Origin of the sequence: Aestuariibaculum lutulentum (assembly GCF_032926325.1) — a bacterium.
In the GTDB taxonomy this organism is placed as follows: Bacteria; Bacteroidota; Bacteroidia; order Flavobacteriales; family Flavobacteriaceae; genus Aestuariibaculum; species Aestuariibaculum lutulentum.
Genome location: NZ_CP136709.1, coordinates 154,487 through 180,781 on the forward strand (window position 1 = coordinate 154,487; position 26,295 = coordinate 180,781).

Below are 26,295 nucleotides of genomic sequence, written 5' to 3' on the forward strand. Positions count from 1 at the left end.
TATCTTATTAAGTTTAAAACTATTTTTCGCAAAAATAAGAATCTCATCAATATTTACCGTTATTTCCCATTTAAGAATTTTTCAGTTTTGATATAAAATAATATAGTTTTTTTAATGGATACCTTAAAAAAATGGGGTCTAAATAAAAATAAGTTTAAGTTTTCGGAAAACACCCCCACAAAATACAAAGTCTAAAATAAAAATATATATTTGCGTTAAATATCAATATTATCATTTTATAAAATATTTATTATGGCAAAAATTAAGCTAGAATACATTTGGTTAGATGGATATTTCCCTACCCAAAACATGAGAAGTAAAACTAAAGTAGAAGAGCATGAGGACTTTAAAGGAACTCTTGAAGAACTTGGAAACTGGTCTTTTGACGGGTCTTCAACGAAACAAGCTGAAGGAGGTTCTTCTGACTGTATTTTAAAGCCTGTTGCTATTTATCCAGATCCAGATCGTATTAACGGATACTTAGTAATGACTGAAGTTTTAAATCCTGATGGAACTCCTCACGTATCTAACGGTAGAGCGACAATTGATGATGAAGATGATGATTTCTGGTTTGGTTTTGAGCAAGAGTATTTCATTATGGATACTAAAACTCAATTGCCTTTAGGATTCCCTGTAGGTGGTTATCCAAAACCTCAAGGTATGTACTACTGTTCTGTTGGTGGTTTAAACACTCACGGTAGAGATTTAGTAGAAGAGCATGCTGATTTATGTATTGAAGCAGGTTTAAACTTCGAAGGTATTAACCAAGAGGTTGCTTGTGGACAATGGGAATTCCAATTATTTGCTAAAGGAGCAAAACAAGCTGGTGACGAAATTTGGGTTGCTAGATACTTATTAGACCGTTTAACTGAAAAATACGGATACTATATTGAGTACCACCCAAAACCACTAGGTAAAGATATGGACTGGAATGGTTCTGGTATGCACGCTAACTTCTCTAACACGACTTTAAGAACTTGTGGAGATAAAGCGACTTACGATAAAATTTGTGAAGCTTTCCGTCCGGTAGTTAAAGAACACATTGAAGTTTACGGTGAGTTTAACGATCAACGTTTAACTGGTAAACACGAAACAGCTTCTATCAACGATTTCTCTTTTGGAGTTTCTGATCGTGGCGCTTCAATCCGTATTCCAATCGCAACTGTAGAAAGAGGATACAAAGGATGGTTAGAAGATAGACGTCCAGCTTCAAATGGTGATCCATACAAAATTGCAGCTAGAATTATCAAGACTGTTAAGTCTGCAAAAGTTTAATTATAAAGTTTATACTTTGTTCATAATAAAAAAGGGTTTACAATTTGTAAACCCTTTTTTATTTCTTCTATTTTTAAATACCAATATTAGCAATAACTATTTGTCTACTATTTTCCGTGGGTAAATAACAAATACATAAATACGCCGTACCCTAAAACCAAAAGCATGCCCTTTGCTTTGTTTATTTCGAAACGTTTTGGAAGAAACACTAATGGTAACAATATAAATGCAAAACCAAGCATCCAAAATATATCTCGAGACAATATTAAAGGTTCGGTTACTTCAATAGGTTTTATTATTGCTGTTAAACCAAGAACCGATGCAATATTAAAAATATTAGAACCTATTAAATTCCCTAACGAAATGGCTTTTTCCTGTTTCGCAGCTGCAATTATCGATGCCGCAAGTTCCGGCACACTGGTTCCAATTGCAATTAAAGACACTCCAATAACGGCTTCACTCACACCAATAGATGTTGCAATGTCTTTAGCACCTTCTACCAACCATTCACTACCATAATACAAAGCTACTGCTCCTATAAGTAACCATATACCTATTTTAAAATTAGACACCATAGCAAGGGCGTCATCAACTTCTTCCGCTTCGGTATCTTTTCCTGCATATTTAATTAACACAATAAGAAACAACCATAATCCGGCAAAAAGAATCCCGCCTTCAATAGCCGATAATAATCCGTCCTGACTTAAAAAATAATATAACACAACACTGAAAAGCATCATCACAGGCCAGTTTAGTTTATAAAACGATTTATCGACCGCAATAGAACCGACTAAGGCAGTACATCCTAAAACCAAACCTATATTAGCAATATTAGACCCCACCACATTGTTAATAGCAATAGCTGAAGACCCCGATAAAGCTGCCTGCAAACTCACCAATAATTCAGGAGCCGACGTCGCAAACGATACAACCGTCATCCCTATTACCATTTTAGAAATATTAAACTTAAACGATAAGGCAACTGATGATCGTACCAAAAACTCACCTCCTACAACCAAAAGCGCAAATCCTAACAGGACTAATAGTATACTCATAAAATAATTTTTATGCGAAGATAATATTTCGGAAATTTCTATCGCCTGTTATATTTACATTTATTAACACTTCAATATAAAGTTTGGTTAAACTTTTAAAACCTAAATCATTAAGTTATACCTTTAATATAGAATCTTTTAAACATTATATTATGAAATCTAAAAATGCTTTTAAAATTGGCTTAAGCCTATGTGCTGTTGTGATTTTATGCCTTGTTTCAATAAAAAGTTTTGCTCATAAAACCTCACACTTTGAACACTTTACCTCAACTACCAATCAAGACTCTGATGTAAGTGTAACCATTGACAAAAACACATCGGAAAAAGATTTTGAAGATATAACAAGTATGCTAAAAGACAATGGTGTAACGGCTAGTATTAAGAACATTGAACGCAATGAGATAAACGAAATTACTGGTCTTAAAATTGAATTAAAGACGGACAATAATCAATCGGCAATTAGCAGTTTTTCAAGTACTAATCCTATTCCCGAAATTACATTCGGAAGGAAAAACGGGTCTTTATTTATATCATCTCAAAACAATTTTAACCAAAATGCTTTAGGTTTTTCAAACATGCCTAATATGCAAATGTTTAGTTTTGACAACGACTCCATTCCTGGAAAGAATTTAAAAAACTTTGGAAGTTTTAATCTCGACGATTTTTTTAATAGTGAAAATGGAACGTTCTCTTTTAACGGCCAAAATATCGACATGGACCAACTAAGAAAACAACTGGAAGAGCAATTCGACTCTGATGCCTTTTCTTCACTTTTTAATCCTGAACACGACAAACCTGGTCAATTCAAATTTATCGACGACCCAAACACCAACAAACTTATTATAATTGACGGAAAGGAAAGTAATTTTGATACACTTGATAAATTAGCTAAAGAAAACAAACTAAAAGCCGTCGACCATTTAAAACCAGAAACCGCCATGAGCATTTATGGCGATAAAGCCAAAGATGGCGCTGTAATTGTTACGACAAAGTAGAACACTCAGCAATACAAACAAAACCCCGAACCAATAGATTCGGGGTTTTGTTTATTTACTTCACGACAATGCGTCTGCTTATTACTTGATTACCAGAAATACATTTTAATACATAAACACCTGTTAATAAATTTAAATTAATAGTCCTATCATTATTTATGATAAAACTATCTATTAATTTCCCTTCTACAGACAGTACATTTATCGATATTTCATTAGTAACACCTTTTATATGCAATGCGTTATGTGTTGGATTAGGGTAAAACAACATCTGCAAACCATTAAAATTATCAACACTTAAAGCCTCACTATAGGTTTCTCCAATTTTATTTCCCCATAAATATTCTACCAATTCAGGATTATCGATATACGGATTTCGGTTATTCTGCCAGGTGTAAATCACATTATTTCTGTTCATTTCAAAATCGTCTGGCGGATCATTTCTGTGCCACTCCAGCAAGGTTGCTAAATCACCAATAAATCCGTCGGGGTCATCACCTGGGTAACCATTAACCACATCAAGTCCGTTATATCTGGTAACCATATAAAAAATGCTTCGTGCAACATCTCCATAAAAACTTCCACTGGTTCCTGTTGGCCCAGCGTATTCCGAAGTTCCATAATTCTGATTATTCCTAATACTGTTTTCTACGCCATCAACCGCTCGTAAAGCATACGCATCGGAATTCCCATGCCGTAAAGAATCGGCTGTTGTAGTCCAAAACACGTCTTTCCCATCTGCTATTTCATCCAAATCAATACTATTAAATCCACCCCGTGATCTTGGATACACATGTTCTCTATTCCATTTCCCTACATTACTCGATGTGGTTTGAAAATCTAATTTTGCACGTCCTGTTTCTGAATATACCAACCACACCTGATTACTGTTATCGGGATTCTGGTCGGCTTCCTTTAAAATATCAATAATATCTGCATAGGTTTGAGCGCGAACAACCGATGGATTTGCAACAATATCCTGAATAGCCTGCTTCAATACCAATCCGGACAAACCCTCTAAACTGTTATAATAATCTTCGGGCTGTGAACTTGAAACCAAACCGTAAGTAGGATTTAAAGGTGTTCCAAAACCTGCCATCTGAAAATCATTATCAACCACACGAATTTCAACCTTATCATTTTGTTTTAAGTAGTCGTCTGACAAATTACCCATACTTATTTTTAAAACTTCATCACCTTCATCTTCATTGTCATCAACTAATGTTATGGTTGTACTGACACTATTCTGACCTGCAGGAATGGTTAAAGAGGTATTTCCTGTAAAATCGGAAGTATTAAATGTGTCATTATTTAAACTGAAACTGAAATTTAAATCGGAAGCTACATTCTGTTCTGTTGTAAAAGTGATATCAAAAAAATCGCCTTCGGCATATTGATTTTGAGTAGTTGAAATACTTATCCCATTAAGAATAATACCTGTACCATCATTTAACTGCCTTGGTGTTGGAATCCCTACCGTATAAGTTCCATCATTGTTGCGCTGAATAGAACCTGTTTCTCCTCCACCCCCTTCATCTATCTGTTGAATATTTGTAAAATCAGGATGATCGTTAAAAATATCTATTAAGTCCACATCATCAGCATCGGCCGTTCCATATATTAACACATCAACTAAATTCTCTATGGTTGCCAAAGTCATAACTGGAAAATCCGTTTCATCTGCCTGATAAATCGCGACAGCATCAGCGCCATTTTGAATAGTATTCGCCGGAATAATGTATTGAGGAATAGGTGATACATTAACACTACCTATTAGTAATAAACCATTAACATCGGTTGTATATCCATCGAGATCTAAAGCCAGATAACTGGAATTCATCCCTGAATCTGAGCCATTAAAAAACACCACCACATAACCATCTAATGAAAAATTTGACGTATCCGATTTCAATTCTAAAAACTCAAGATCATCTATACCTGAAGTATCACTATCTAACTCATTAATGACGATTTGAGCTAATGACATATTGATTGAAAGCACAGCTAAACAAAAAAGTACTATTTTTTCCATAAAGGTCTTTTAACAAATATAACGTCCTTTAAAACAAACCAATATATCATCTTAAAACTTTAACTAAACTTAATATTGCAGATTTCATTAATCAATATGCTAAAAGATAAAACCTACAAAAAAGAATTTCTAAAAGATAAAATGTCCCTTGTATTTTAAAAAACATCACAAAAAGCCTCTACAATTATTTCAAAATGAAACATAAATTAAATTTTAATATTTCATTTTAAAACAATAATTAAGACTATTTACTTTCATATTGAAACAATTATTATTTTTTTAATTACATATTCGTATGCAAATTCATAGATTTTCATCAAACTATTTGTACGATATATCGCCAATTATATATCTTCAAAAAACATTGATTTAACTAAAACAAACTAACCTTTAAAACCGGAATCTATGATCACACTTGTTAAGCTTATAATTTTAATTCTGCTATCAGTTTTATAAGCCAGTTCCTAAAAATGTAAAACTTAGTCTAGAATAAGTTTTACTATTTTTACCAAATGAAAAAACAAGTCTTCAAAATTTTGGCAAAGGTTAATAAACTTATTCTGCCTAGTTATTCGAAAAGAAAATTGGATATTAGCAAAGCCACAAAGCTGCAATTAGCTATTATAGGCTGGCGCTGGTATGTGACTAAGCGTGCGCTAGATTAATTATTTGGTTTTTGATTTTTTCTTGTACCAGATAACAAAACCAGTAACCGATAAGAATGGCCCGGATATGCCTATAAAACCATATAATAGTTTTATAATAAACCCTCCATACTGTCCAAAATGCAATGGTGAAATCATACTATCTAAACGGGTAATTACACCAGCTTCCGATACTTTAGATACTTTGATGACTTCTCCTGTTTTATAATCTAAAAGAAACTTATTGAAATACTGACTGTAATAAAACGGATCGGATTTAAAAACACCATTTACTGTAATTGCCTCAGAAGATTTTTTGGGTATACGAATATAAGTAGGTGTAAAATCGGGATATTTCTTGTTTATATTCTTTAAACTTTGTTCCACCGATATATTTAATTTCACCAATTCAGGCATGTTAGGCGTTTCCAATCCGGCTTTGGCTACTTTATAAGCTAAAAATATACCTGTAATTACTAACACTAAATTCAGAAGCAAAGCCCAAACTCCAACATAACGATGAAGTGCAGAGTAAAAATTACGTGTATGCCCTCGCTTTATCTTTACCTGAAACAATAACGTTTTGATAATTACTTTTCGATATAAAATAATCCCAGTTATAAGAGATAGGAAAAACAAAATACCGACAAACAACACACAGAATCTCCCTATAACTCCTGCAAAAAATGAATAATGCAATTTTAATATCCACTTGGTAATCGTGGCATTGGCATCGATATTAGCGATAATCTGCCCTGTTTGGGGATGCACAAAAACAAAACGTCTGGAATCAGGTAAACGTAAATTAAAAAGAATGCTTTCTCCTTTTTTAAAATGTACAATTCTAGCTTCCCATTCAGGAAAGTTATTTTGGACCGTTTCAATAGCTCTATCTAAAGCCAAACTATTTGAAAAGTCTTCTACCTGATACTCTTTAAAAACAGCCTCATCAATATCTTCATTAAACGCCAGAACAGCTCCCGTAAGTCCCATAACCACCAGAAAAATTCCAGCTATTAAACCTAAATATGAATGATATTTTAAAAGGGTTCTGTTATTCATGCTTTCAATAAAATGCAAACTTTAACAATAAATACTTTATAACAAAAAACATCCTGTAAAATATTTTACAGGATGTTAAAAAATGGTTCTGTGGTCTTATAATTTAACGGTTAACGACAGATTGAAACGTGCACCGTTGGCTTTTATATAATCGTTGTCGCGAGCTGCAAATTGCGATAATAAATTATAGTAATCTCTGTTTAATAAATTTTCAACTCCTAGCCCAATTTTAGTACTCGGACTCATTTGATAACTGGTTGACAGATTTACAATACTAAAATCTGAAATAGGTCCCTGACCATAAGTATAATCTCCGTTAGTATTAGCCTCGAAATGATCTCTATTTCCTGAATAAATATATGATACTCGTGCATTGAATTTATCTTCCCAATTGTAAGTTAAATAAGCAATACCTTTTAAAGGAGGAATACGATCGCTATTCATATAAGTATTATAATCACCGTTATTTTCGGTATCTAATTTACCTTCTGTATAAGATACCGATCCTCCTAATTTAAAGTTACTGGTTAACTTGGTATCGGCAGCGACTTCAAAACCATAAACACGTTCTGGCTGACGGTCGATTTCAAAGGTTCCACTTGGCAATTCACTGTAAGTTGCTCCATATTTGGACGTGCTGATAAAATAAGCTCCGCTAACATGTGTATTTCCGAATGTACTATTAAATCCAATTTCATAGTTATTTGCAATAACCGCATCTGAGTTAATCTGACTTACGGTATTTTCTGTTGCTTCACGTAATGTTCTCCCTAAATCGGCAATCGAGAAACTTTGAGAGAAACTTACAAATGGCTTAAATACCGACCACTTGTTATAACGTAAACCTACATTAAATGTCGTTGCATTGTATTCTAATTCGCCTCCTTCAACATCTATTCCTCCTCTTGTTGGTGTTGTTGACGTTTGATTATAGCGAGCTAATGTGGTATAATCCGGAATATCAACAATAATATTCTCAAATCGAATTCCTGCTTTAAAAACAAAGTTTTCGTAAATGGTTTTTAACTGTGCGTAAGGTGCTAAGTTAGTCATATTCGTTACAGGTACCCATGGTCTTCCGTCAATTAATTCCTGAGCAGTTTCATCGTTAAGAACATCAATTCCGTAAAGAATGTTTCCGGAAACTGAACCAAATTCATATGGCGTATTGAAATTAAAACGAGCTCCCATTTTAGTTGAAATGATTGAAGATTGTCCTCCGTCGTACCCTAAATTTGGATCATAAAATGAAGTTGAATAGCCATAAACAGTTCTAAAATCCTGAGCATACAGATTCAATTTGAAATCGGTATCACCAAAAATATTTAAGAAATCGTAGGTTAACTGTGCGTTGTGATTGTAGCGATTTCCTTGATCTACAGCTAATTCTTCACCTAAAACACCTGTAGATGGTGTTACTCCGTACTCGCCTACTTGTGCTATATAATCTGAATTCTGATTGCTACTGTAATAGTTGTACATTAACTCAACATTGTGGTTATCTGCAATCTGATAATTTAATTTTCCGAATAAACTGTATTGATCAGTTTCACCTAAACCATAGTAAGGCGAAATAACTTCACCATCGGCATCACGGAATACACCTGTTTGTCTTAAGGTTCCGCTAACCACATAACCTAATTTATTTAACTGTCCTGAAAACGTCTGAGATATATTTCCTCCAATAGATTTGTCAAAGTTTTTTAAAGCCCCCGTACTTCCTAAAACTGTTGTACTTTCTAACTTTTTATTGCTATTTGTTTTTTTGGTTATATAGTTCACAATCCCACCATCGGCACCATTTCCGTAAATAGCGGTAGCTCCTTTAATAACCTCAATACGCTCAATAGTACTTGGATCAATCGTATTGATATCACGACTTCCATTACGCAAAGGTGTTGACTGCGGAATACCATCAATTAAAATAAGCATCTTTCTACCTCTTAAGGTTTGTCCCGTATTACTGGTTTGGTTAGTACTTAACGCAATACCAGGAATTTCAACCAAAACATCGGCAATATTGGTTGCTGTTTGTCCTAAAGTTTCAATTTGCTGTGCAGTTACAACAGAAACAGAAGAAGGTACCTCGTCCAACGTTTCTCTAACACGGTTAGAAGTAATCACAACTTCATTAAGTGCTGCTGAATCGGTTTGTAATGAAACACTAACTTCTAAAGATTCGTTAGCCTTTAAAGTAATTTGTCGTGACGTTTTAATGTATCCAACACCTGAAAATTGCAAAGTATAATGACCCGCTTCCAGATGTTCAATTTTATAAATTCCATTATCATCTGCCATAGCGCCTTTTGATAATCCTTTTAAAGTGATTGTAGCATACGCAACAGGCTGATTATTTTCATCGGTTATTACACCATGAATATTAGCTTCTTGAGCAAAAAGCCCCAAAAAGCTCATAAAAAACATACCAAATAGTAGGTGTTTCATATTCTATATTTATTTAGACTTATTTTAAATTAATTGCAAAAGTAGTATTTAATCATACAAATTCAATAAAATAATTAAGAATAAATCCAAATAAAAACAAACACATTAATTACTAGCACATTATAAAATAAAAAGGACTTTCAATCTCTTGAAAGTCCTTTTCATAGCATTCATCTTAGTTTTTATAAACTAAACCTGCTCTTCAATTAATTTACGTTCTTCTCTATAGGCTATCCCCCAATCTGCCAAAATATCAATTACAGATTTTAAAGATTTTCCCAAATCGGTTAAGGAATATTCTACACCTACAGGTTTCGTATTAAGTATAGTTCGCTCAATCATTTTATTCATTTCGAGCTCCTTTAATTCTCTGCTCAGCATTTTTCCGGAAATACCTTCCACCTCATTTAAAATATCGGAATATCTTTTGTTACCATAGCATAAACAGGCAATTATTGAAATTTTCCACTTGCCTCCTATTAAATACATAACATCGTGTATTGCTCTTATTTTGTATTCACAAGCTGTTTTTGTTAATGTGCAGCCTGTTTTCTCTAAATTATTTTCCATGGAATGTTACTTGGTTACTAAAATGTAACTATTACTTTATGTCACAAAGTTACTATTTGTCACTAACATATAATAACTTTGCATAAAAAATTTGAATTATGGAATTGTTAAAAGGATTAAATTGGAGATATGCCGCTAAAAGAATGACCGGTGAAACGGTTCCTCAAGATAAATTAGATTACATTCTTGAGGCAGCGAGATTGGCTCCATCTTCTTCAGGATTACAACCTTATGAAATATTTGTAGTTTCGAATCAAGAAACTTTAGAAAAAATTAAACCAATTGCCTGGAATCAGGATCAAATTACAGAGTGTTCACACCTTTTAGTATTTGCTTCTTGGGATGGTTATTCACATGAAAAAATCACATCCGTATTCAATGAAATGATGGATGCCAGAGAGTTACCTCACAGCACGATGGATGATTATAAGCAAACACTTTGGGGATTATATGAACCTCTAGGTGAAGCATGGCACCAACAACACACTGCCAAACAAGCCTATATTTCGTTTGCTATGGCAATTGCAGCAGCTGCAGAACAAAAAGTTGATGCAACACCTATTGAAGGGTTTTTACCTGAAAAATTAGATGAAATCTTAGGTTTAAGAGAAAAAGGTCTTAGAAGTGCTGTTATTTTAGCATTAGGTTACCGTGATACCGAAAATGACTGGAACGTTAACCTAAAAAAATATAGAAAAGAAAAAGAAGAATTTATCCATGAGATAAAGTAGTAGGTTAATTAGTGAAGAGAGAAGCCCGTAACGTTGTTACGGGCTTTTTTTATTTATAATTCATTATTTATCAATCACTACAATTTTCCTAGATACATTATTAATTTTCAACACATACACTCCTGTTGACAGGGTATTGGTAAAATGAAGTTCGGATACTTTGGTAGCTTCATTATAACTGTTACTTAAGTATTGTAAAAACCTACCGTTAATGTCAAATAATTGAAAGGTATCTGTTGCTTGGGTGTTTGATACCTTTATACTGTTTGATGATCTGTTTATAGGGTTTGGATAAACTTTCAAGTCGCCTGATATATCTTCAACAGGTGTTGCTACTCCTTCAAAATATTGTTTGCCATAGCTGAAGGCTTTCTGTCCGATTTTAATGCCCATAAATCGTCCAGGAATATCATCGGCTGGTGGGTGGATACCGCCCCAGATTCGTGATAAACTACACTGGTCGGACGCATCTCGGTAGGTGGCCCATTGTAGTGTGACATCAACCGACGGACCTTCTTCAAACACCAAAAATTCGTTCTTTTTGGCGATAAACTCACCCATTCCTCCCGGAAAATATTCATTACCGGTAAGTAAGGTCATCACCTCGGCAGCCGCTCTGGAATACGTGGAATGCCCGGACACATAGCCTGCAAACGGTGGCGTTACAAAGGTTGGTCGCTGGTAAGGCCACCAAGTCTCAGCCAGTATCCACCCTACGCCTGCTTCATCTACCTTTGGGTCTTCTATAAAGTCATGCCCTTTCCAGGCGTAAAGTTTTATCTTTCCAACATGTTCATTATTTATTCCTGAAAGCGGATCGCCTTCTTTTACAATCTCGATTAGTCCGTCCTGCAAATGAATCCCGTCCGGATTGTAATTGGGCTCATCCGTATCGGTACACTGACCAATTTCACACATATAGCGAATGGCTGAAATGGGGCGAATATAATCATACCAACCTTTAACGCCCCAAGCCGCTACAGCTGCATCATGCATAGCTCCACCCATGAGAAAATACGCTTTAACATCCCATTCTAAATCGCTTAGAATATTACCTTCGCCTTCAAACTTTTTGGTGAATAATTCATGGTCGTTGACATAGTTTAAAATAGTAAACCAGTGTCCTGGCGGGGTTTCTGAATCCGGTCCATCAGCCCAGAATTCTGCCAGCACCCGTGTATAATCACCTCTGGGTACAATTTGTTCTTTATACGGTAATTGTGTTACCGGGTTTCGAGAGCGACCAACTCCAATATCGCCACCTTCCTGTTCCTTATAAAAGTTCTTATAATCGGCATACTCAAGCGGTAAATGGTCCTCCGAGACATTACCTATAGATTTTGGTGAGATATCCCATAGCACACCGTCATACGGATTGTGATGCGAGCTCCATTTCGACACCAGAGAAAAACACCATTTATAATCTTCGGAAGTGCTTACTGGTGGTGCGCCAGGGTCATAATACACCTGATACTCTTGACCATCTCTTGAATAAGTGGTTTTATCTTCTTCTTCCATGGAAAACGGTTGCACACTGCCCCACTCCGGACTTAAAAATCCCGGGGTAACACCACCGATAACATTCCCACTCTGATCGATAAAATTATTAAAACTTAACGGTTGCCAGCGGTTTGGATTGATGTCGGCAACACCTTCAGGATAGGTTAAACTTAAAGGCTCATTTACCGGTTGATAATACTGGTTAGCGTACTGATTGATTTCATTCGAGCCATCCTGAAGACCATAAGCAATCATCTGGCTGGCAATAAAATTTCCTAAGGCTATGGGGTTTCCTGTGGTATAATCTGTATCGGTATTGGAAATATCATAACCTAAACCTGCCATCACTTCGTCTAAGATGCTTTGTGACAAGGTCGGATTTGGTGCATGAGCAAAACGTTCGCTTAATAATCTATATGCGGCATAACTTATCGTTTTCTTTCGGGCTTCAATAAGGTTTTCGGTGGTTTTAAATCCTTCAAAAGCACTTTGAAATCCATGTAAATTATTCCCAATTAAGTACGTTGAGGCTTTATCGTCGTATAATGCCCAGGCATCATACAGCACCACACTGGTATGAAACAGATTTCTTGCATGAACCGTAGGGCGTGCATAGTCTTTTCGTATTAGTGATAGCAACGTTTCATTCCATAAGCGCGCAATGGACTGTTCTTTAAAATTCACTTCTTCATCCAACAAGGTTACCGATAACACAACAGGTTCACTAATACATTTTGCATTGGACGCTGTTAAAGTTATTGTTCCTGTGCTCCCTGTTCCCCATTTTACGATAATATTACCAATGCCTGGTTCTTCTATTATTTCTCCTCCGATCACTTTCCATGTTAAAGATATATCAGATGTCACAGGATAGCTGTAAGACTCAATACTGGTTTTATGCGTTTTAATGGTTCCGGTAATTTTAGAAGTTTCCAGATAATTACAACTCCAGGTATTTACTGTCGCATCAGGATTATAATTACAGGAATTAGGGTCCATACAACCATAAGGTTTAATACTGGGCTGAACATCGAGAATTTGATAACCATTACCTTCCTTCGCTAAAATGGTTTTGTCTGCCGGAATATTGGTATGGGTCTCCACAAGACCAGATGGCCAGGTGATTTTAAGCTCTATAATTTCAGCATCTGCTCCCAATCCAAAATGTACTGGCTTTAAATGCTGCGATAAAAAACCTTTTCCACTATAATAGCGATGCAACAAACCACTGGTTGTTTTTACAGATAATGTGGTACCAATCGCATCACGATTAGATGTGGTACCTTCAAGCTTCACTTTGAACCAATGCAAATCTTCAGCTGGCTGATTAACATCGGTAAGTTTGTTTTCATAAAAATAGGACGGTCCGTCATTATTGGTTACAAATATGTCTAAATCACCATCGTTATCATAATCAAATACAGCTTCCGTAACACTGATTGTTTCTTCACCTAATCCCACTCGGGTTGAACTGTCAACCAATCGAGACACAAAATTTTCTATAGAATTTTCATAATAGGTATTCTTATATCGCCCAGAACTACCAAATTCAAAGCCATTAACAACAAACAAATCTTCATCTCGGTCTAAATCAAAATCTGAAAAAACAACATCCCAAGCCCATCCCGTGTTATACACTCCTAGACTTCGTCCCTTATTTACAAATGTGTTGTTACCTTGATTTTCAAATAACTGGTTATCTCCGATAGCCGTAATATACATATCGAAAGCGCCATCTCCATTATAATCACCGATAGCAATGCCCATATCATCCTTGGCAAAGTCCAATCCATAAGATTTAGCTTGTTCGGTAAAACCTAACCCCTTATTGTTTATATATAAATCGTTGGTTTCGGTAGCATAATCATTAGCAACATATAAATCCATCCAACCATCACCATTAAAATCAAAAGTTACACTTTGGTATGAATGTTTATTAACTAAAACGCCCTGAATAATACTCGTTACATTGGCAAACGTTCCATCTCCATTATTTTTAAAAAGACGATTCCCTTCATCTTCTGATCCCCAATCGGAAATATAAATATCCAGAAACCCATCATTATTATAGTCAAACCAAGTCGCTCCTGTATTGACATTTTGATTGTATTTTTTAAAACCAGCTTCAAGAGTCACCTCTTTAAAAGTGCCGTTTCCTTCATTATGAAAAAGCTGAACTTTGAAAATATGTGTAAAAAATATGTCCGGGTAACCATCATTATCATAATCGCCCCAAAAAGCACCATATTTAAATCCGTTTAAAGCATCGGTATAATCACTGGCTTCATCGACAGGAAATAAATTAACCAAGCCTGTAGTTTCTGTAACATCGGTAAAGGTTCCATCATTATTATTACGAAACAGTTTACTATGGGTATTTGCATTACCCACAACATCCTGAGCTTTGGCTACCACAAATATATCCAGATCGCCATCGGCATCGTAATCGGCCAGGGCTGTTCCATTGTTTTGGGTGGCAGTACCCAATCCGGCATAGTTTTCTATACGCTCAAAAGTTTGTGCGTTTAAGTTAGTTAAGAAACTAAAAACAATACAAATACTTAAACAGACATGACATTTAGTAGTTAACAGTTTTAGTTTCTGAGCCTTTAATTTCGATATCAATACCTCCATCATCTAAAAGCTTAATATTCTTAATTGGTGTTAGTTGGTTGGTTGTCCATTTATGGCCGGACTTTTTCCAGAGCATCAAGGTAATATAAATTTTCGATTTAAGTGTATTAGATACACTTTCATTTTTTTCAACATTTATAACTTTACTATATTCACTTTCAGGATGTAAGTCTTTTGTTTCAATAACCTCAGTTTTATCCCATCCCATTAGCGGAATTAACGCCAATTGGTACATTCCGTTATCTATAATGGTAGCTTCTTTACCTTTTATCTTCTGCTTTATAACTTTAATTTCTGAATCTAATTGTGGTAATGCATAGTGTCCTAGACGCATGGTTACAGGTTGATTGCCTTCGTATTTATCTACCCTTAAAATTCCATTTGCTAAAGGAATATCGGCTAAGCTGAATTTTATATTTTCATCACTTTCCAAAACCACATCACGGTAATACACACCGTCTTCAAACTTTTTAAAGGTATATAAACGGAAGGCTTCCCATTCGTTGTCCTTATTATTTATCACATAATTCATGGCCACTTCACCATGTTCACCATCGGCTTGCCAAGGGAAAGCACTGTTATACGATAGTCGATTATAATTTTCGGTAGAACGGAATTTTTGCCAGTCGTCTTTAAACTTTTCATGGCACCAGGCACGTATTTCAGAAGCGCCACTATTTGAGTAATCGGTAATTAATATCTCTGAAGCTTCCTGAAATGTATTGTAAACTTTACCCTTTTTGAAGGTCTCATCCCATGCGCCATTATTCTCAGTCGCTGTCCAAAACGGATTGTCATCCGGCACTAACAATCCTAAAAAGGCTTTCCCCATCCAATACACACTTCCGCGACAACTATAATTTTGTACCGCTGGTTCGAAAGCACCATAAAAACCAAGTGTTGGCACTCTATCTTTCATAAAATCGGGATGTGTAAAAAACTGCTTAATAACCCCAGACGAAATACGACGCATCCAGCCAAAATTAATATCCTCTTTATCCTCTAATAACCCTATTAAAGGAAATGGAATGATTGCTCCAATACGGTAACTAATACTTCTTCCGTACATAATCATTTTACCATCTTCACTGAACAAATAGGGATAGCTGTATTTTAAATCTTTAAAATTGTTAATGAATTTTGAGGCAATTTCCGGGTAATGTTGTTTTCCAAAATATTCTGACCAGATCATGCCATACATCTGAAACGCCCACATGCTGTAATAATCGTATGCCGGGCTATCGTTATACCAGCCTTGCCCACGATAATGCGTCAAGGATTTTTCCAGATATTCTACCAATAAACCTTCATTAACTGTATACCCCTGCTCTTTAAAAAAACTTAAGACGAAAATGTTGAAAAACTTCCAGTTCGAGTCTACCGTAGGTCCATCACCATAACTTAACATGATACTCGCCAAATTATCTTTGGTCTCTTGTGGTAACGGTTCCCAAAGCACATCCGGACTAATAAGCATGGATAAGGCCAAGGCTCCAAATTCTACCAGATTCTGACTTGGTCCTCCATTTTTTGCTCTTGGCACTATATAAGATTCACTTTCCGGTTGTGTTAATTTTGTTATTTGATAACGATAATAGTCGGCTACTTTTATTTTATTAATAACCAAATCTGGATTATCTTTTAACAGAGGTGCTGCGACAAATAAAGTTCTGCATAACCCTTCCAATTTTTCGGTTGGTACACGACTTTCATTATGAGGATAACTTTTTCCCGGTTGCTTTGGAAACTTCATCGGGTCATCCAAAGTTTGGATATAACTAAATGCACCTTCAAGTAAGTACAAAGCAGCATCTTTCCAGTGCTGTTTAGTCATTCCAGTGCACGGGCTTAAATTATAATCGAGATTTTCTATCTCAAAAACATTAGTAGTGGTTTGTGAAAACCCAACAAAACTACCCAATGCTATAAACATAAAAACCCACGATAAAGACTTTATAAAACTCATATTATTCAACTAAATACTCTTTTTTTACAATTAGTTTTTCCCCTGTTAAATCCACTTCAAACAAATGTGGAATTCTAACCGTTCTGTCATTTACTTTTTTATGACTATGCGCAGACATTAAGGTTTTTCCTTCGAAAGTTTTAAACAACATGCCATGTCCGAAATTAGGTGGCGTTATAGGGTCTTTTTCTTGAATCCAAGGACCATCAAGCGTCCCGCTTTCCGAATAGGCTACACCCTGTGTGTATACATCATAAATCCAACTGGTCCAAATCATCCCTAAACGACCTGTGCCCGTTTTAAATAAATAAGGACCATCCGTAACTTTATTCGGCTTGTCATTACCGTATTCATCTTTTTCGCGACTCCAAGGAGAATCGCTGGCTTTAAATAATAATTTCCCCTCTCCAATCGAACCACTTAAATCAGGTTTCAGTTCAATTTTTTCCATAGTGCCATTCCCATTTTGTAACCACTCGTAACAATACACCATATATGGTTTTCCATTAGTATCTACCCAAAAAGTACCATCTAAAGTTGGTTTATTGGCTGGCAAATAAATATCATCTGCCATAGGAACGTAAGGTCCTTCGGGTTTATCGCTAACAAGAATATGGCTGGCGCGACGTTCAATTACATTTCCAGCTACAGTATCAATTTTAACATCTCGGTTGGTGAACGTTGCGAAATAGTAATATTTGTTTTTATACTGATGAAGTTCTGCTGCCCAAATCATGGGATTTGGCCCCATCCATGAACTAGGATTCGTTTTAGCCACGTGGTACGGACCTTCCCAGAATTTTAAATCTTTACTCTTCCATAACAGACCTCCTGTTCCGGTCATGTAATAGGTTTGAGACCTTTTATCAGCTAGAATCGCAGGATCACTCAAACGAATACTATTTAAGGGGATATTATGCTTTACTTCTCTTTGAGCAAAAACGTTTAAACAGACGAAAAGACAAACCGATATTATCGTGAAACCCGTCTTTTTAAAATTCAAATTTAGCAACATGTTTTATTTAGCTTTTGAAATTCGATACAATCCAGCGCCATGGTAATTAATGGTCGGTGCAAAATCTAAACCTGAATAGGTTCCCAAATCTTTATGATTCCATAAATCTCTGATTGTACACTCTCCATTAAAACCCAGAGCTTCCAAATTAACAGGAATCGCCGTTGGATCTTCATTCATAATTTTGGGATCCTCAGTTGAAATCATAAATTCTACAGTCGAGCCTGCTTTATCATTTGTTCCAACAATATCTAAACCTCCAAAAGCGGTGAATCGTTTACTGTTTTCAGGAAGTTTGTAGTGAATTATAGATTGTGAATGTGTCCCAATACCGTTATCGTAAACCGTTCCTTTAACATTCAATTGTCCTCCAGATACACTTTTATTGATACCGATTGTTCCCCAACCTGCAAAGGCTTCTTCCCAAGATAAATCGGTTAGTTTTACCTTATCTCCATTGTCTAAATGAATGGTTGGGTTAATCCAGTTGGCATGATCCCACGAATACCCGTCGCCGCCATCATTTACAATTAAATATAAATCGGTACTTCCTTCAGGTAATTCAACATCAATATCTTCCCCGAAACCATCAGTTAAATGCGACACGGTTCCACTTCGGTATAATAAACTCTTAGTTGACACAAAACCGTCACCTGCACTATTAAAAACCGCTACAAACTTATCGTTACTATCCGGGTCATTTGCCGTCCATCCAATAAGATCATTCTCATTAAACCATTGCTTATTGTTTATCGATTTACTATGAACTTCAAGCACTTCTTCGTTAGTCAATAACATGTTTGTGAATTCATCATTATCGGGTAGATTTCCACCAAACATTAAAGGTGATTTGAACATGGTCCATAAAGTCATTAAAGTGTACTGCTCGTCCTTAGTAAATTTAGTATAACGGTTTGTTGCGCGTTCGCCACGAATAAATTTCCCCATGGGTAACATATCGGCATCTGGCCAGGCTCCGGGTGAAATATAAGGTGCCCATTCGGCACATTTTTCAAAAGAATAATTTAACTGCGCCCAGTTATCCCAGAAATCATCAATGGTACGCCACATATTGGCATTTGCTGTAGCATGGTCATGTTCGTCGATAGGTGTTGCACCCGGCGACATACTTAAAACAATTGGCCTTCCTGTTTGGTCGATGGCTTTCCGAATCATCTCAATTTCATCAGTGTGATACGGACGTGATAAATCGTCCACCTTTACAAAATCCAGTCCCCAGGAAGCATACATATCGAAGATAGAATTGTAATACTCCTGTGCTCCAGGTTTATCTTTTTCTACTGTATAATTATCTTGTAACCAAGTACATTCATATTCAGTTGAGTAAATTTGATCGGCCTTAATATCGGTGCCTTTTATAGGTAGTTTATTAAATACAGCTTCTTTTGGAACACCTCGCATGATATGGATTCCGAATTTTAACCCTAAACTATGAATATAATCGGCCAAAGGTTTAAAACCTGCGCCATTTACTGAAGACGGAAAACGCTTTATTGAAGGCATATATCGGCCATATTCGTCGATAACGAAATCGGTTTGATCGTATTTATTATAGTGTCCTGATGTCTGGTTATCGACATACCAACGAATATCAACTACAACATATTCCCAACCATAATCTTTAAGATATTTAGCCATATAATCGGCATTCACTTTAACCTCATCTTCAACCACCGAAGGCCCGAAACAATCCCAACTATTCCAACCCATTGGAGGGGTTAATGCCCAGGATTTAAAATCGGTTTGTTTCTGCTGCTTACTGGTTCCGCAAGCTACTAGTAATATAGTAATAGCGAATACCTTGAATACGTTAATTAATTTCATGTGTCAATATTTATTGTTTTTTAATGGTCACATGGAACACCCAAATTAACATGCTGCAGTGTGATTAAATTTTAATAATGGGTGTTTCATTTTAGTTGTTTAGTTTATATCGCTTAATTGCTTACGCCTTTTGTCGTCATGACCACCGGTTTAATAGTACCGTCTTTGTTATATTCCAGTTTATCAATACATATTGAACGGCTGAAACTTCCGCCATCGGTTTGAATACCGCCGTTATGATAAATAAAATACGATTCACCCTTAAAATCAATAATGGCCTGATGGTTAGTATTGCTGTTTCCTGCAATTTCATTAATCACTTCTTTATATTGATATGGGCCTTCAGGTTTATCACTTATGGCATAAGCGATACGCTCCGGAAAGCCAACGGCAAACGATAATAAATACTTGTCATTTCTTTTCTGAATCCATGGCGCTTCAGTGAATGGGAAATCCATGTCTCCTTGAATATCCACCATTTTAATTCCAAAATCTTTATCGTAAGAGACCATATCTTCATTCAACTTGGCAACCCAACAGGCCCCGTTACCCCAGTAAATCCATGCTTGACCATCATCATTGATAAACACCGTAGGGTCAATAGTTCTCCAACTGTGTGTTTTTCCAAAACTATCTTCATTTGTAAATAGTGGTTTCCCTAAAGCATCTTTAAATGGTCCTTCGGGTCTATCGGAAATCGCTACCCCAATACCTGTTGTTTGGGAACTGGTATACCAATAAAATTTACCATTACGCTCAATTACCTGACTTGCCCAGGCCGCATTTTGTTCACCCCAGGAAAAATCTGATGCTTTTAATGGCGTTTTATATTCCCAGAAATGTTTCATATCGGTGGTAGCAAATACACACCAGTTTAAAATATTATACCGTGTTTGACCACCTTTAAAATCTTCTCCGGTATAGATAAATAAGGTATCATTATGAACGAGAGCCGCGGCATCGGCGGTGTATTTATGAGTTACAACAGGGTTGCCTTTGGCTTCCCATTTATACACGACACTACTACTTTTCAAATGTTCAGATTCCTGAGCAAATGTGTTTTGTAATAAACCAATTGTTCCTAATGTTGATACTAAAATGCTATTTATTAATTTCATTTTTCAAAAGTTAAATTATAATTCCAATGTTTAGCTAACTGAACTGCTTCCTTCTTAGATAAATGAATTACAGCGCCATGTTTAGGCGATGAAAAATTAGTTGTTTTCATTGCCCCTTCATTAAAATGACCTAAATCCTTAAAGTTTTTAAAATCTGATGTTTCTACAAATCCGAAATTATGCGGATTAATGCTGTAAATGTCATACATCAACACCCAAGTATCACTTCCATTTCGTTTCCAAACATTTGGGGCTTCACAAGAACCAGGTTCCTTATCAACCCATTCCGGATTGTATTCATAGCCTGAATTAATCTCGTTAGAAAAAGCCATTTTCACACCAATAGGACGTTCCTGAGCTACGTAAGTCATGCAATAACGTCCGTCTGACATTCGAGAAATATCAGCATCTAAAATTTGAATGGTTTCATCAGGATATTCAAATAACGGTATTGGTTCGGTGATTAATTTGGTAAAATCTTCATTAGCATAGGCATAATACAATTTTGTTAACCCATGCCCCATTCGCATGGTAAAATATACCATCATTTTTTTTTCCTTAGGATCATAAATACTTTGAGGCGCCCAGGCACAGCCAATATTTTCAAAGCCTTCAAAATGTTCATCAAATAGGAAGTTACTGTGCGTCCAATGGATTAAATCGTAGGATTTCATCAATACAAACCCTCTGTTATTACCCCAGTCATAAAGCTCCCCAGGGCGTTCCCATTCGGTATCTCTAAAACCGTTTTGTTTTCCAAAAATATGGAGGTCAGTCATAACCACATAAAAGGCTCCATCAGGTCCACGAGAAATATGCGGATCGCGAATACCTTTCTGGCTGGAAATAGTATCACCTGCAACAACGGCTTTTCCTTTATTTATATCAGTAAACGTATAACCATCGGTACTTAAAGCCATATGTAAACTATGGTCATCGTCTTTAAAATACGTCATTAAATAAGCACTAAAATCTTCTTCTTTCATCAGGGTTTTAGAGGTTTTGCAACCGAAAAAAGAAATCAAAATTGCTAAAACGATAATTCTATTTAAATGCTTATACTTATTCATTTTGTTTTAGTTTAAAGATGTAATTCCCGAAATTGTCGGCTCTACAGGTTTTATACTTCCATCTTCATTAAACTCCAATTTATCAATACACACCTCACGGTTAAACCCTGCGGCATCACCCATTGTAATACCCTTTGGTCGATTAAACCTATGGTAAACAATATGCCAGATATCTGTGTTTGGCGTTTGAATGACACTATTGTGCCCGGTTCCGTAAATACCCTTTTCTGGTCTTTTCTCTAAAATTAAATTGTTTTCAGAAATATTTAAAGGCCCTAATGGCGAATCTGCCGTAGCATATCTTACGCGATAATTAGGACTTCTGGTATCGTCTTCAGACCACAAGAAATAGTATGTTCCGTTTCTGTAAAATACTTCAGTACCTTCTCTAAACGTGCCTCCTGGATTTAAACGTTTAAAACTATTGGGTTTTACGGAAATCATATCATCGTTTAATTCAACAACGCCCATATAACCATTACCCCAATATAAATAACTCTTTCCGGAAACGGGGTCGGTAAAAATATCGGGGTCTATTTCCTGACCTCTATTGATTCCTTTCGGTTTTTCTCCAATAATAGGCTGACCTGAATCGACGAAAGGTCCTTCCGGATTATCGGCAACAGCGACCCCTATTTTTTGTGCAGCCGTGAAATAATAGAAATACTTATATTCCCCATTTACCTTTTTCTCGATAGCACATGGTGCCCAGGCGTTTCGGTCTGCCCAACTCACATCTTTCTTAAGGTCCAAAATCACACCTTCATCAGTCCAGTTTACTAAATCTGGTGATGAAAAGGTTTTAAAATAAGTCCCAGACCAGCCATCAAATCCGTCGCTTGTTGGGTAGATATAATACTTACTGGTCTTATGAGAATAGATAATCTCCGGATCGGCGTAAAATCCGCTTAATACAGGATTGTTATCTTCATGAACTGAGACTTTATATGTTTTTTGCTTACCAGCAGTTTCGAAGATATAATCTACTACTCCATTTGAAAAATCCTGAGGCCCTGTAGTTAGTATATTTACCCAAGGAAGCGTTTCAATTTTTAAATCTAAATTAGTGATATCAGTACCAAGAACTACAGGTATATAAATGGTTTGATCTTCATCATTTACATCGACATTGTTTTGTCTGACACCTTCACCATTAAAACTTACAAAAGCACTTTTATCTAAAGTTCCCCATTTCTCCAACAAAGCATTTTTCTCACTTTCTGTAATACGAATTACGGTTCCGTGACGTGGATGAAAATTCATTGATATGGCATCATCAACCACTGTGAAATGTTCTAAGTCGCTTGATTTTGTAAACTGATAGGTTCCCGAAGTATACATATCGTACATTAAAATATACTCATCAGAATCTATAAGTTTAAAAATCCCTGAACCTTCAACGGCTGCATCCGTTTGATCGTAAAAGCCTTCTTGTTGAACATAACCTTCAGTTAAGGTATTGGAAACTGCTTTTCTGATACCTCCGCCGTGACTTTCATTCTTAAAAAACAAATTATACACTCCATCTTTATAGATGATATCACCATCGATACATGCACTATTGGTCGGGCTAAAGAATAATTGCTTTGGTGTTGTTGCAAGACCGGTAAAATCTTTATTGGCATACGCATAATAAATAATATCCGGGCCTTCGGCTCCCAACATTGACCAGTAAATCATATACTGCTTTGTCTTACTATCATAAATGGTTTGTGGTGCCCAAACACGTACCACATCTCCAAACTCCTTTGGGTATGTTTTGGGTATATTAATTACCGTAGATGTCCAGTTAATTAAATCAGTTGATTTCATTAAAACCATAGCTCTGTTAGAACTCCATCCGTTAGCAGAAACCATATCGGTTACTACCATGTAAAAGGTTTTACCATCGTCTCCTCTTAAAATATGAGGATCACGAACACCTCCTGTAGAACTGATATCTTTTGAATCTATTATGGGCTGATTTCCATTAAGTGCATAATAATTATAACCATCGCTACTTAAAGCATATCTAATGGCCTCTTCATTTTCGGAATTTCCAGTAAAATAAGCAAATAAGTATGTGGTATACTTTTCCTGTGTTTTACATGAAAACAAACTAATTATAAAAAAACTCACTAACACGAGTTTTAGAAAATATGGTTTATAGTTATTCATTAGTTTTAAAGTTTTAATTGATATTTTTTGAATAAATTCTTACTGGTTTGGTAGACCATCTGTCTTCATCCCTTGAAGGACCAGGGCATGAATTATATATAACATTTCTGAACCATCATCCTCGTGTGCTCCATTGATTCCGTAAGGCCAAAAATGAGTATTATCTCCATATATTTTTGCATTAGGGTCGTCTGTCATCATTTGTAATATGGCATTAGCTCTATTTCCCTGCCAAGATCCCTTCATGAGTTCCCAATATTTTCCATGTGTACCAACGCCCACCGTGTGTGCCATTTCATGCATTGCTGTTCCCGTTCGCTGATAATCTGGATTTGCTCCAAAATTAATCCAGCCATCAAAATTCGCATCTGCGGTTGGTGTTCCTGTATTATAGTTCACATTTACATGTTTTTCAATGGATGTAAAATTATTATAATACCAAGTTGCTTTATCAAAGGCTTCTCTTAGACGGTCAAAAGCAGGATCTGAGTTATCCTCCCACCAAAAAGACCAGGTGAAATTTCCTTTCTTTATGGTACTCATAGTAATTTCATCACTATAGGTAATACCATTTGATGTTATTGCATATGCCCTGAAATAGTATAAGGTTTGAGGATCTAATCCTGTAATTCTTTCCTTAAATGCCATTTCTACATTTTCTTTTGTAACCCCATTATTATCTGTGGTTGGGTTACTTGTTGTACCGTAAACAAGCCCAATCTCATCAATTTCCAAATCTCCCTGATTTGGCACACTTACCTCCAACCATATATCGTGAGCTCCAGCAACTTTAGTATCTCCTATCTTTAAAGTTGGGGCGATAATATCTAGAGTAGAAAAACTAACTTCATTTCCGTAACCAACTCCTTTTTCATTTATTGCATAAGCTTTAGCATAATATGTTATACCAGACATCAGGTTTTGTAAATTCACTTGAAATTCACCACTTCCCTTAACAACAGATGCCTTTTCAGAACTATTATTATATGTCGGATTTTCAGTTACACTATAGCAGATACCTCGCTCTGTAATACTACTGCCTCCATTATCTAAAACTTTACCCCATAAAGTCGCTTTAAAGGACTCCAGACTTTCAACCGTATTCGTTTCCAGAATTGGGATTTTAATTTCCTTTGTCGTTTCCTCTTGATTATTGTCTCCTCTTGTATCTTCTGAAGAGCATGACCAAATGGTTAACAGGACCAGAAATATGCTTGTAATTTTTATCAAATATTTTGGATTTAGAAATCTCATTCTAATTACATTTATTGGGCTTTGCAGCAACGTAAACATTCTTTGCTCTAAATTTTGTTGATTGTTTCTTTATAATTGCCTTATCGTCAGTTTGGCCACTAGCTCCTTCCATTTGTAAATTAATAATTAACCAAAATGGCTTATTAGTAAAATCCTTAATCTCTTCCGATTGAAGGATATTGTCTATATACATCTTTACTCGGGTATTTTCTTCGTCGACATACTGCATGGTAACTTTGTAATGATGCCAAACAGTTTCCGCATCAAGAACATCTGTTTTTTCTGTTGTCCAGATGGTATTTTTCCAATCTTTTCCTGTAACTGTATTTTGCCAACAGAAAGTATTGCCTTTAAATTCCAGCATATCAATCTCCGGAGGCCATGATTTTGCTCCTGTAATCCAAAAAGCTGGCCAGCTACCAAAAAGGGTTGGTGCCTGAAAATCGCCACTTATTTCCCAATATGGCAATTGTTGAGAAACTGTTATTTGTTTTTTTAAATGAATAGCTCCTGAATGAAATGCGATAGGCAAATGCGGATCGGCTGTGCTTTTTCCTTCATCTTTACCTTTATTCCAATTGGCTGTTATTTCAAGAATCCCACCTGTTTTTAATTTTACATTTTCAGGAAACATTCTCGCTGTACCATTATGGTCTGTTCCCCAAGGATAGAACATGTTCCAGTTATCTTTAAACGTTTTATCATCTTTAAAACTTGTGGAATCGAGATAAACAATTGGTTTAATTGTATCTGTGAATTTTATGTTTTTTTGATTGATGTTGATGTTTGATTTAACGGATGTTTCTGTTACAATAGAAACAGATACTAATGATGACAAACTGATAAATAAAACCTTAATTGAAAGCATAGACATTGTTTTAATAAAAAAGAGAAGAAGACGAAAAAACACCCCCTTCTCTTTAAACT

Annotated in this window: 18 protein-coding genes; 4 read left to right on the forward strand and 14 right to left on the reverse strand. The window is 35.8% G+C overall.

What is annotated here, in order from left to right; genetic code table 11:
- Nucleotides 1-252: 252 nt before the first annotated feature.
- Complete coding sequence (locus R1X58_RS00700; RefSeq protein ID WP_240571205.1) at nucleotides 253-1,275, forward strand: glutamine synthetase beta-grasp domain-containing protein; 1,023 nt, start codon at nucleotides 253-255, stop codon at nucleotides 1,273-1,275.
- 107 nt (nucleotides 1,276-1,382) lie between these two features.
- Here the strand turns inward: R1X58_RS00700 and R1X58_RS00705 are convergent, their stop codons facing one another.
- The gene (locus tag R1X58_RS00705; protein ID WP_240571208.1) at nucleotides 1,383-2,330 is read right to left on the reverse strand and encodes a calcium/sodium antiporter; all 948 of its coding nucleotides are present in this window, start codon (nucleotides 2,328-2,330) and stop codon (nucleotides 1,383-1,385) included.
- Nucleotides 2,331-2,482: 152 nt separating this feature from the next.
- Between R1X58_RS00705 and R1X58_RS00710 the strand changes: the two genes are divergently transcribed.
- Entirely contained in the window at nucleotides 2,483-3,325 is an 843-nt protein-coding gene (locus R1X58_RS00710; RefSeq protein ID WP_240571211.1) for a hypothetical protein, read from the forward strand.
- Nucleotides 3,326-3,380: 55 nt separating this feature from the next.
- On the opposite strand, the gene R1X58_RS00715 is transcribed toward R1X58_RS00710, so the two are convergent.
- A complete protein-coding gene (locus R1X58_RS00715) occupies nucleotides 3,381-5,357 on the reverse strand; it encodes an endonuclease (protein ID WP_240571213.1) in 1,977 nt (658 codons plus the stop codon).
- 512 nt (nucleotides 5,358-5,869) lie between these two features.
- Between R1X58_RS00715 and R1X58_RS00720 the strand changes: the two genes are divergently transcribed.
- Nucleotides 5,870-6,022, forward strand: a complete 153-nt coding sequence (locus tag R1X58_RS00720; RefSeq protein ID WP_188223307.1) for an SsrA-binding protein — start codon at nucleotides 5,870-5,872, stop codon at nucleotides 6,020-6,022.
- Here the strand turns inward: R1X58_RS00720 and R1X58_RS00725 are convergent, their stop codons facing one another.
- From R1X58_RS00725 to R1X58_RS00735, 3 genes are all read right to left on the reverse strand, one after another.
- Nucleotides 6,023-7,063, reverse strand: coding sequence for a PepSY-associated TM helix domain-containing protein (locus R1X58_RS00725; RefSeq protein WP_240571215.1), 1,041 nt, complete (start codon nucleotides 7,061-7,063; stop codon nucleotides 6,023-6,025).
- 96 nt (nucleotides 7,064-7,159) lie between these two features.
- A complete protein-coding gene (locus R1X58_RS00730) occupies nucleotides 7,160-9,508 on the reverse strand; it encodes a TonB-dependent receptor (RefSeq protein ID WP_304653874.1) in 2,349 nt (782 codons plus the stop codon).
- A 189-nt stretch (nucleotides 9,509-9,697) separates the two neighbouring features.
- Entirely contained in the window at nucleotides 9,698-10,078 is a 381-nt protein-coding gene (locus R1X58_RS00735; protein ID WP_240571228.1) for a winged helix-turn-helix transcriptional regulator, read from the reverse strand.
- A gap of 98 nt (nucleotides 10,079-10,176) precedes the next feature.
- Here R1X58_RS00735 and R1X58_RS00740 point away from each other — a divergent pair, with 98 nt between their 5' ends.
- On the forward strand, nucleotides 10,177-10,809 hold the full coding sequence (locus tag R1X58_RS00740; RefSeq protein WP_240571232.1) for a nitroreductase family protein: 633 nt from the start codon (nucleotides 10,177-10,179) through the stop codon (nucleotides 10,807-10,809).
- A 63-nt stretch (nucleotides 10,810-10,872) separates the two neighbouring features.
- Here R1X58_RS00740 and R1X58_RS00745 read toward each other — a convergent pair whose 3' ends face one another.
- The 9 genes from R1X58_RS00745 to R1X58_RS00785 all read right to left on the reverse strand — a co-directional run bounded on the left by R1X58_RS00745 (nucleotide 10,873) and on the right by R1X58_RS00785 (nucleotide 26,236).
- Nucleotides 10,873-14,946, reverse strand: a complete 4,074-nt coding sequence (locus R1X58_RS00745) for an FG-GAP-like repeat-containing protein (RefSeq protein ID WP_240571233.1) — start codon at nucleotides 14,944-14,946, stop codon at nucleotides 10,873-10,875.
- Nucleotides 14,888-16,876, reverse strand: a complete 1,989-nt coding sequence (locus R1X58_RS00750; protein ID WP_240571236.1) for a DUF2264 domain-containing protein — start codon at nucleotides 16,874-16,876, stop codon at nucleotides 14,888-14,890. The genes R1X58_RS00745 and R1X58_RS00750 overlap by 59 nt, the downstream gene beginning before the upstream one ends.
- 34 nt (nucleotides 16,877-16,910) lie before the next feature.
- Nucleotides 16,911-17,882: a glycoside hydrolase family 43 protein gene (locus R1X58_RS00755; protein WP_394804321.1), complete on the reverse strand. Its 972-nt coding sequence runs from the start codon at nucleotides 17,880-17,882 to the stop codon at nucleotides 16,911-16,913.
- A 45-nt stretch (nucleotides 17,883-17,927) separates the two neighbouring features.
- On the reverse strand, nucleotides 17,928-19,769 hold the full coding sequence (locus R1X58_RS00760) for an NPCBM/NEW2 domain-containing protein (protein ID WP_240571243.1): 1,842 nt from the start codon (nucleotides 19,767-19,769) through the stop codon (nucleotides 17,928-17,930).
- A 113-nt stretch (nucleotides 19,770-19,882) separates the two neighbouring features.
- Entirely contained in the window at nucleotides 19,883-20,887 is a 1,005-nt protein-coding gene (locus tag R1X58_RS00765) for a glycoside hydrolase family 43 protein (protein WP_240571254.1), read from the reverse strand.
- Complete coding sequence (locus R1X58_RS00770; protein ID WP_240571255.1) at nucleotides 20,884-21,957, reverse strand: glycoside hydrolase family 43 protein; 1,074 nt, start codon at nucleotides 21,955-21,957, stop codon at nucleotides 20,884-20,886. Before R1X58_RS00770 ends, R1X58_RS00765 begins: the two co-directional genes overlap by 4 nt.
- A 6-nt stretch (nucleotides 21,958-21,963) precedes the next feature.
- On the reverse strand, nucleotides 21,964-24,114 hold the full coding sequence (locus R1X58_RS00775; protein WP_240571258.1) for a family 43 glycosylhydrolase: 2,151 nt from the start codon (nucleotides 24,112-24,114) through the stop codon (nucleotides 21,964-21,966).
- A 39-nt stretch (nucleotides 24,115-24,153) separates the two neighbouring features.
- On the reverse strand, nucleotides 24,154-25,344 hold the full coding sequence (locus R1X58_RS00780) for a hypothetical protein (protein WP_240571261.1): 1,191 nt from the start codon (nucleotides 25,342-25,344) through the stop codon (nucleotides 24,154-24,156).
- Between the two features lie 25 nt (nucleotides 25,345-25,369).
- Nucleotides 25,370-26,236 (reverse strand): LamG domain-containing protein, encoded by an 867-nt coding sequence (locus R1X58_RS00785; RefSeq protein ID WP_240571264.1) that lies wholly within the window; start codon nucleotides 26,234-26,236, stop codon nucleotides 25,370-25,372.
- Nucleotides 26,237-26,295 lie beyond the last annotated feature (59 nt).

Excerpts from the sequence above, each read along its gene's own strand:
- R1X58_RS00700 (WP_240571205.1), top strand. The coding sequence starts at position 253 with ATGGCAAAAATTAAGCTAGAATACATTTGGTTAGATGGATATTTCCCT.
- R1X58_RS00705 (WP_240571208.1), bottom strand. The coding sequence starts at position 2,330 with ATGAGTATACTATTAGTCCTGTTAGGATTTGCGCTTTTGGTTGTAGGA.
- R1X58_RS00710 (WP_240571211.1), top strand. The coding sequence starts at position 2,483 with ATGAAATCTAAAAATGCTTTTAAAATTGGCTTAAGCCTATGTGCTGTT.
- R1X58_RS00715 (WP_240571213.1), bottom strand. The coding sequence starts at position 5,357 with ATGGAAAAAATAGTACTTTTTTGTTTAGCTGTGCTTTCAATCAATATG.
- R1X58_RS00720 (WP_188223307.1), top strand. The coding sequence starts at position 5,870 with ATGAAAAAACAAGTCTTCAAAATTTTGGCAAAGGTTAATAAACTTATT.
- R1X58_RS00725 (WP_240571215.1), bottom strand. The coding sequence starts at position 7,063 with ATGAATAACAGAACCCTTTTAAAATATCATTCATATTTAGGTTTAATA.
- R1X58_RS00730 (WP_304653874.1), bottom strand. The coding sequence starts at position 9,508 with ATGAAACACCTACTATTTGGTATGTTTTTTATGAGCTTTTTGGGGCTT.
- R1X58_RS00735 (WP_240571228.1), bottom strand. The coding sequence starts at position 10,078 with ATGGAAAATAATTTAGAGAAAACAGGCTGCACATTAACAAAAACAGCT.
- R1X58_RS00740 (WP_240571232.1), top strand. The coding sequence starts at position 10,177 with ATGGAATTGTTAAAAGGATTAAATTGGAGATATGCCGCTAAAAGAATG.
- R1X58_RS00745 (WP_240571233.1), bottom strand. The coding sequence starts at position 14,946 with ATGATGGAGGTATTGATATCGAAATTAAAGGCTCAGAAACTAAAACTG.
- R1X58_RS00750 (WP_240571236.1), bottom strand. The coding sequence starts at position 16,876 with ATGTTTATAGCATTGGGTAGTTTTGTTGGGTTTTCACAAACCACTACT.
- R1X58_RS00760 (WP_240571243.1), bottom strand. The coding sequence starts at position 19,769 with ATGAAATTAATTAACGTATTCAAGGTATTCGCTATTACTATATTACTA.
- R1X58_RS00765 (WP_240571254.1), bottom strand. The coding sequence starts at position 20,887 with ATGAAATTAATAAATAGCATTTTAGTATCAACATTAGGAACAATTGGT.
- R1X58_RS00770 (WP_240571255.1), bottom strand. The coding sequence starts at position 21,957 with ATGAATAAGTATAAGCATTTAAATAGAATTATCGTTTTAGCAATTTTG.
- R1X58_RS00775 (WP_240571258.1), bottom strand. The coding sequence starts at position 24,114 with ATGAATAACTATAAACCATATTTTCTAAAACTCGTGTTAGTGAGTTTT.
- R1X58_RS00785 (WP_240571264.1), bottom strand. The coding sequence starts at position 26,236 with ATGCTTTCAATTAAGGTTTTATTTATCAGTTTGTCATCATTAGTATCT.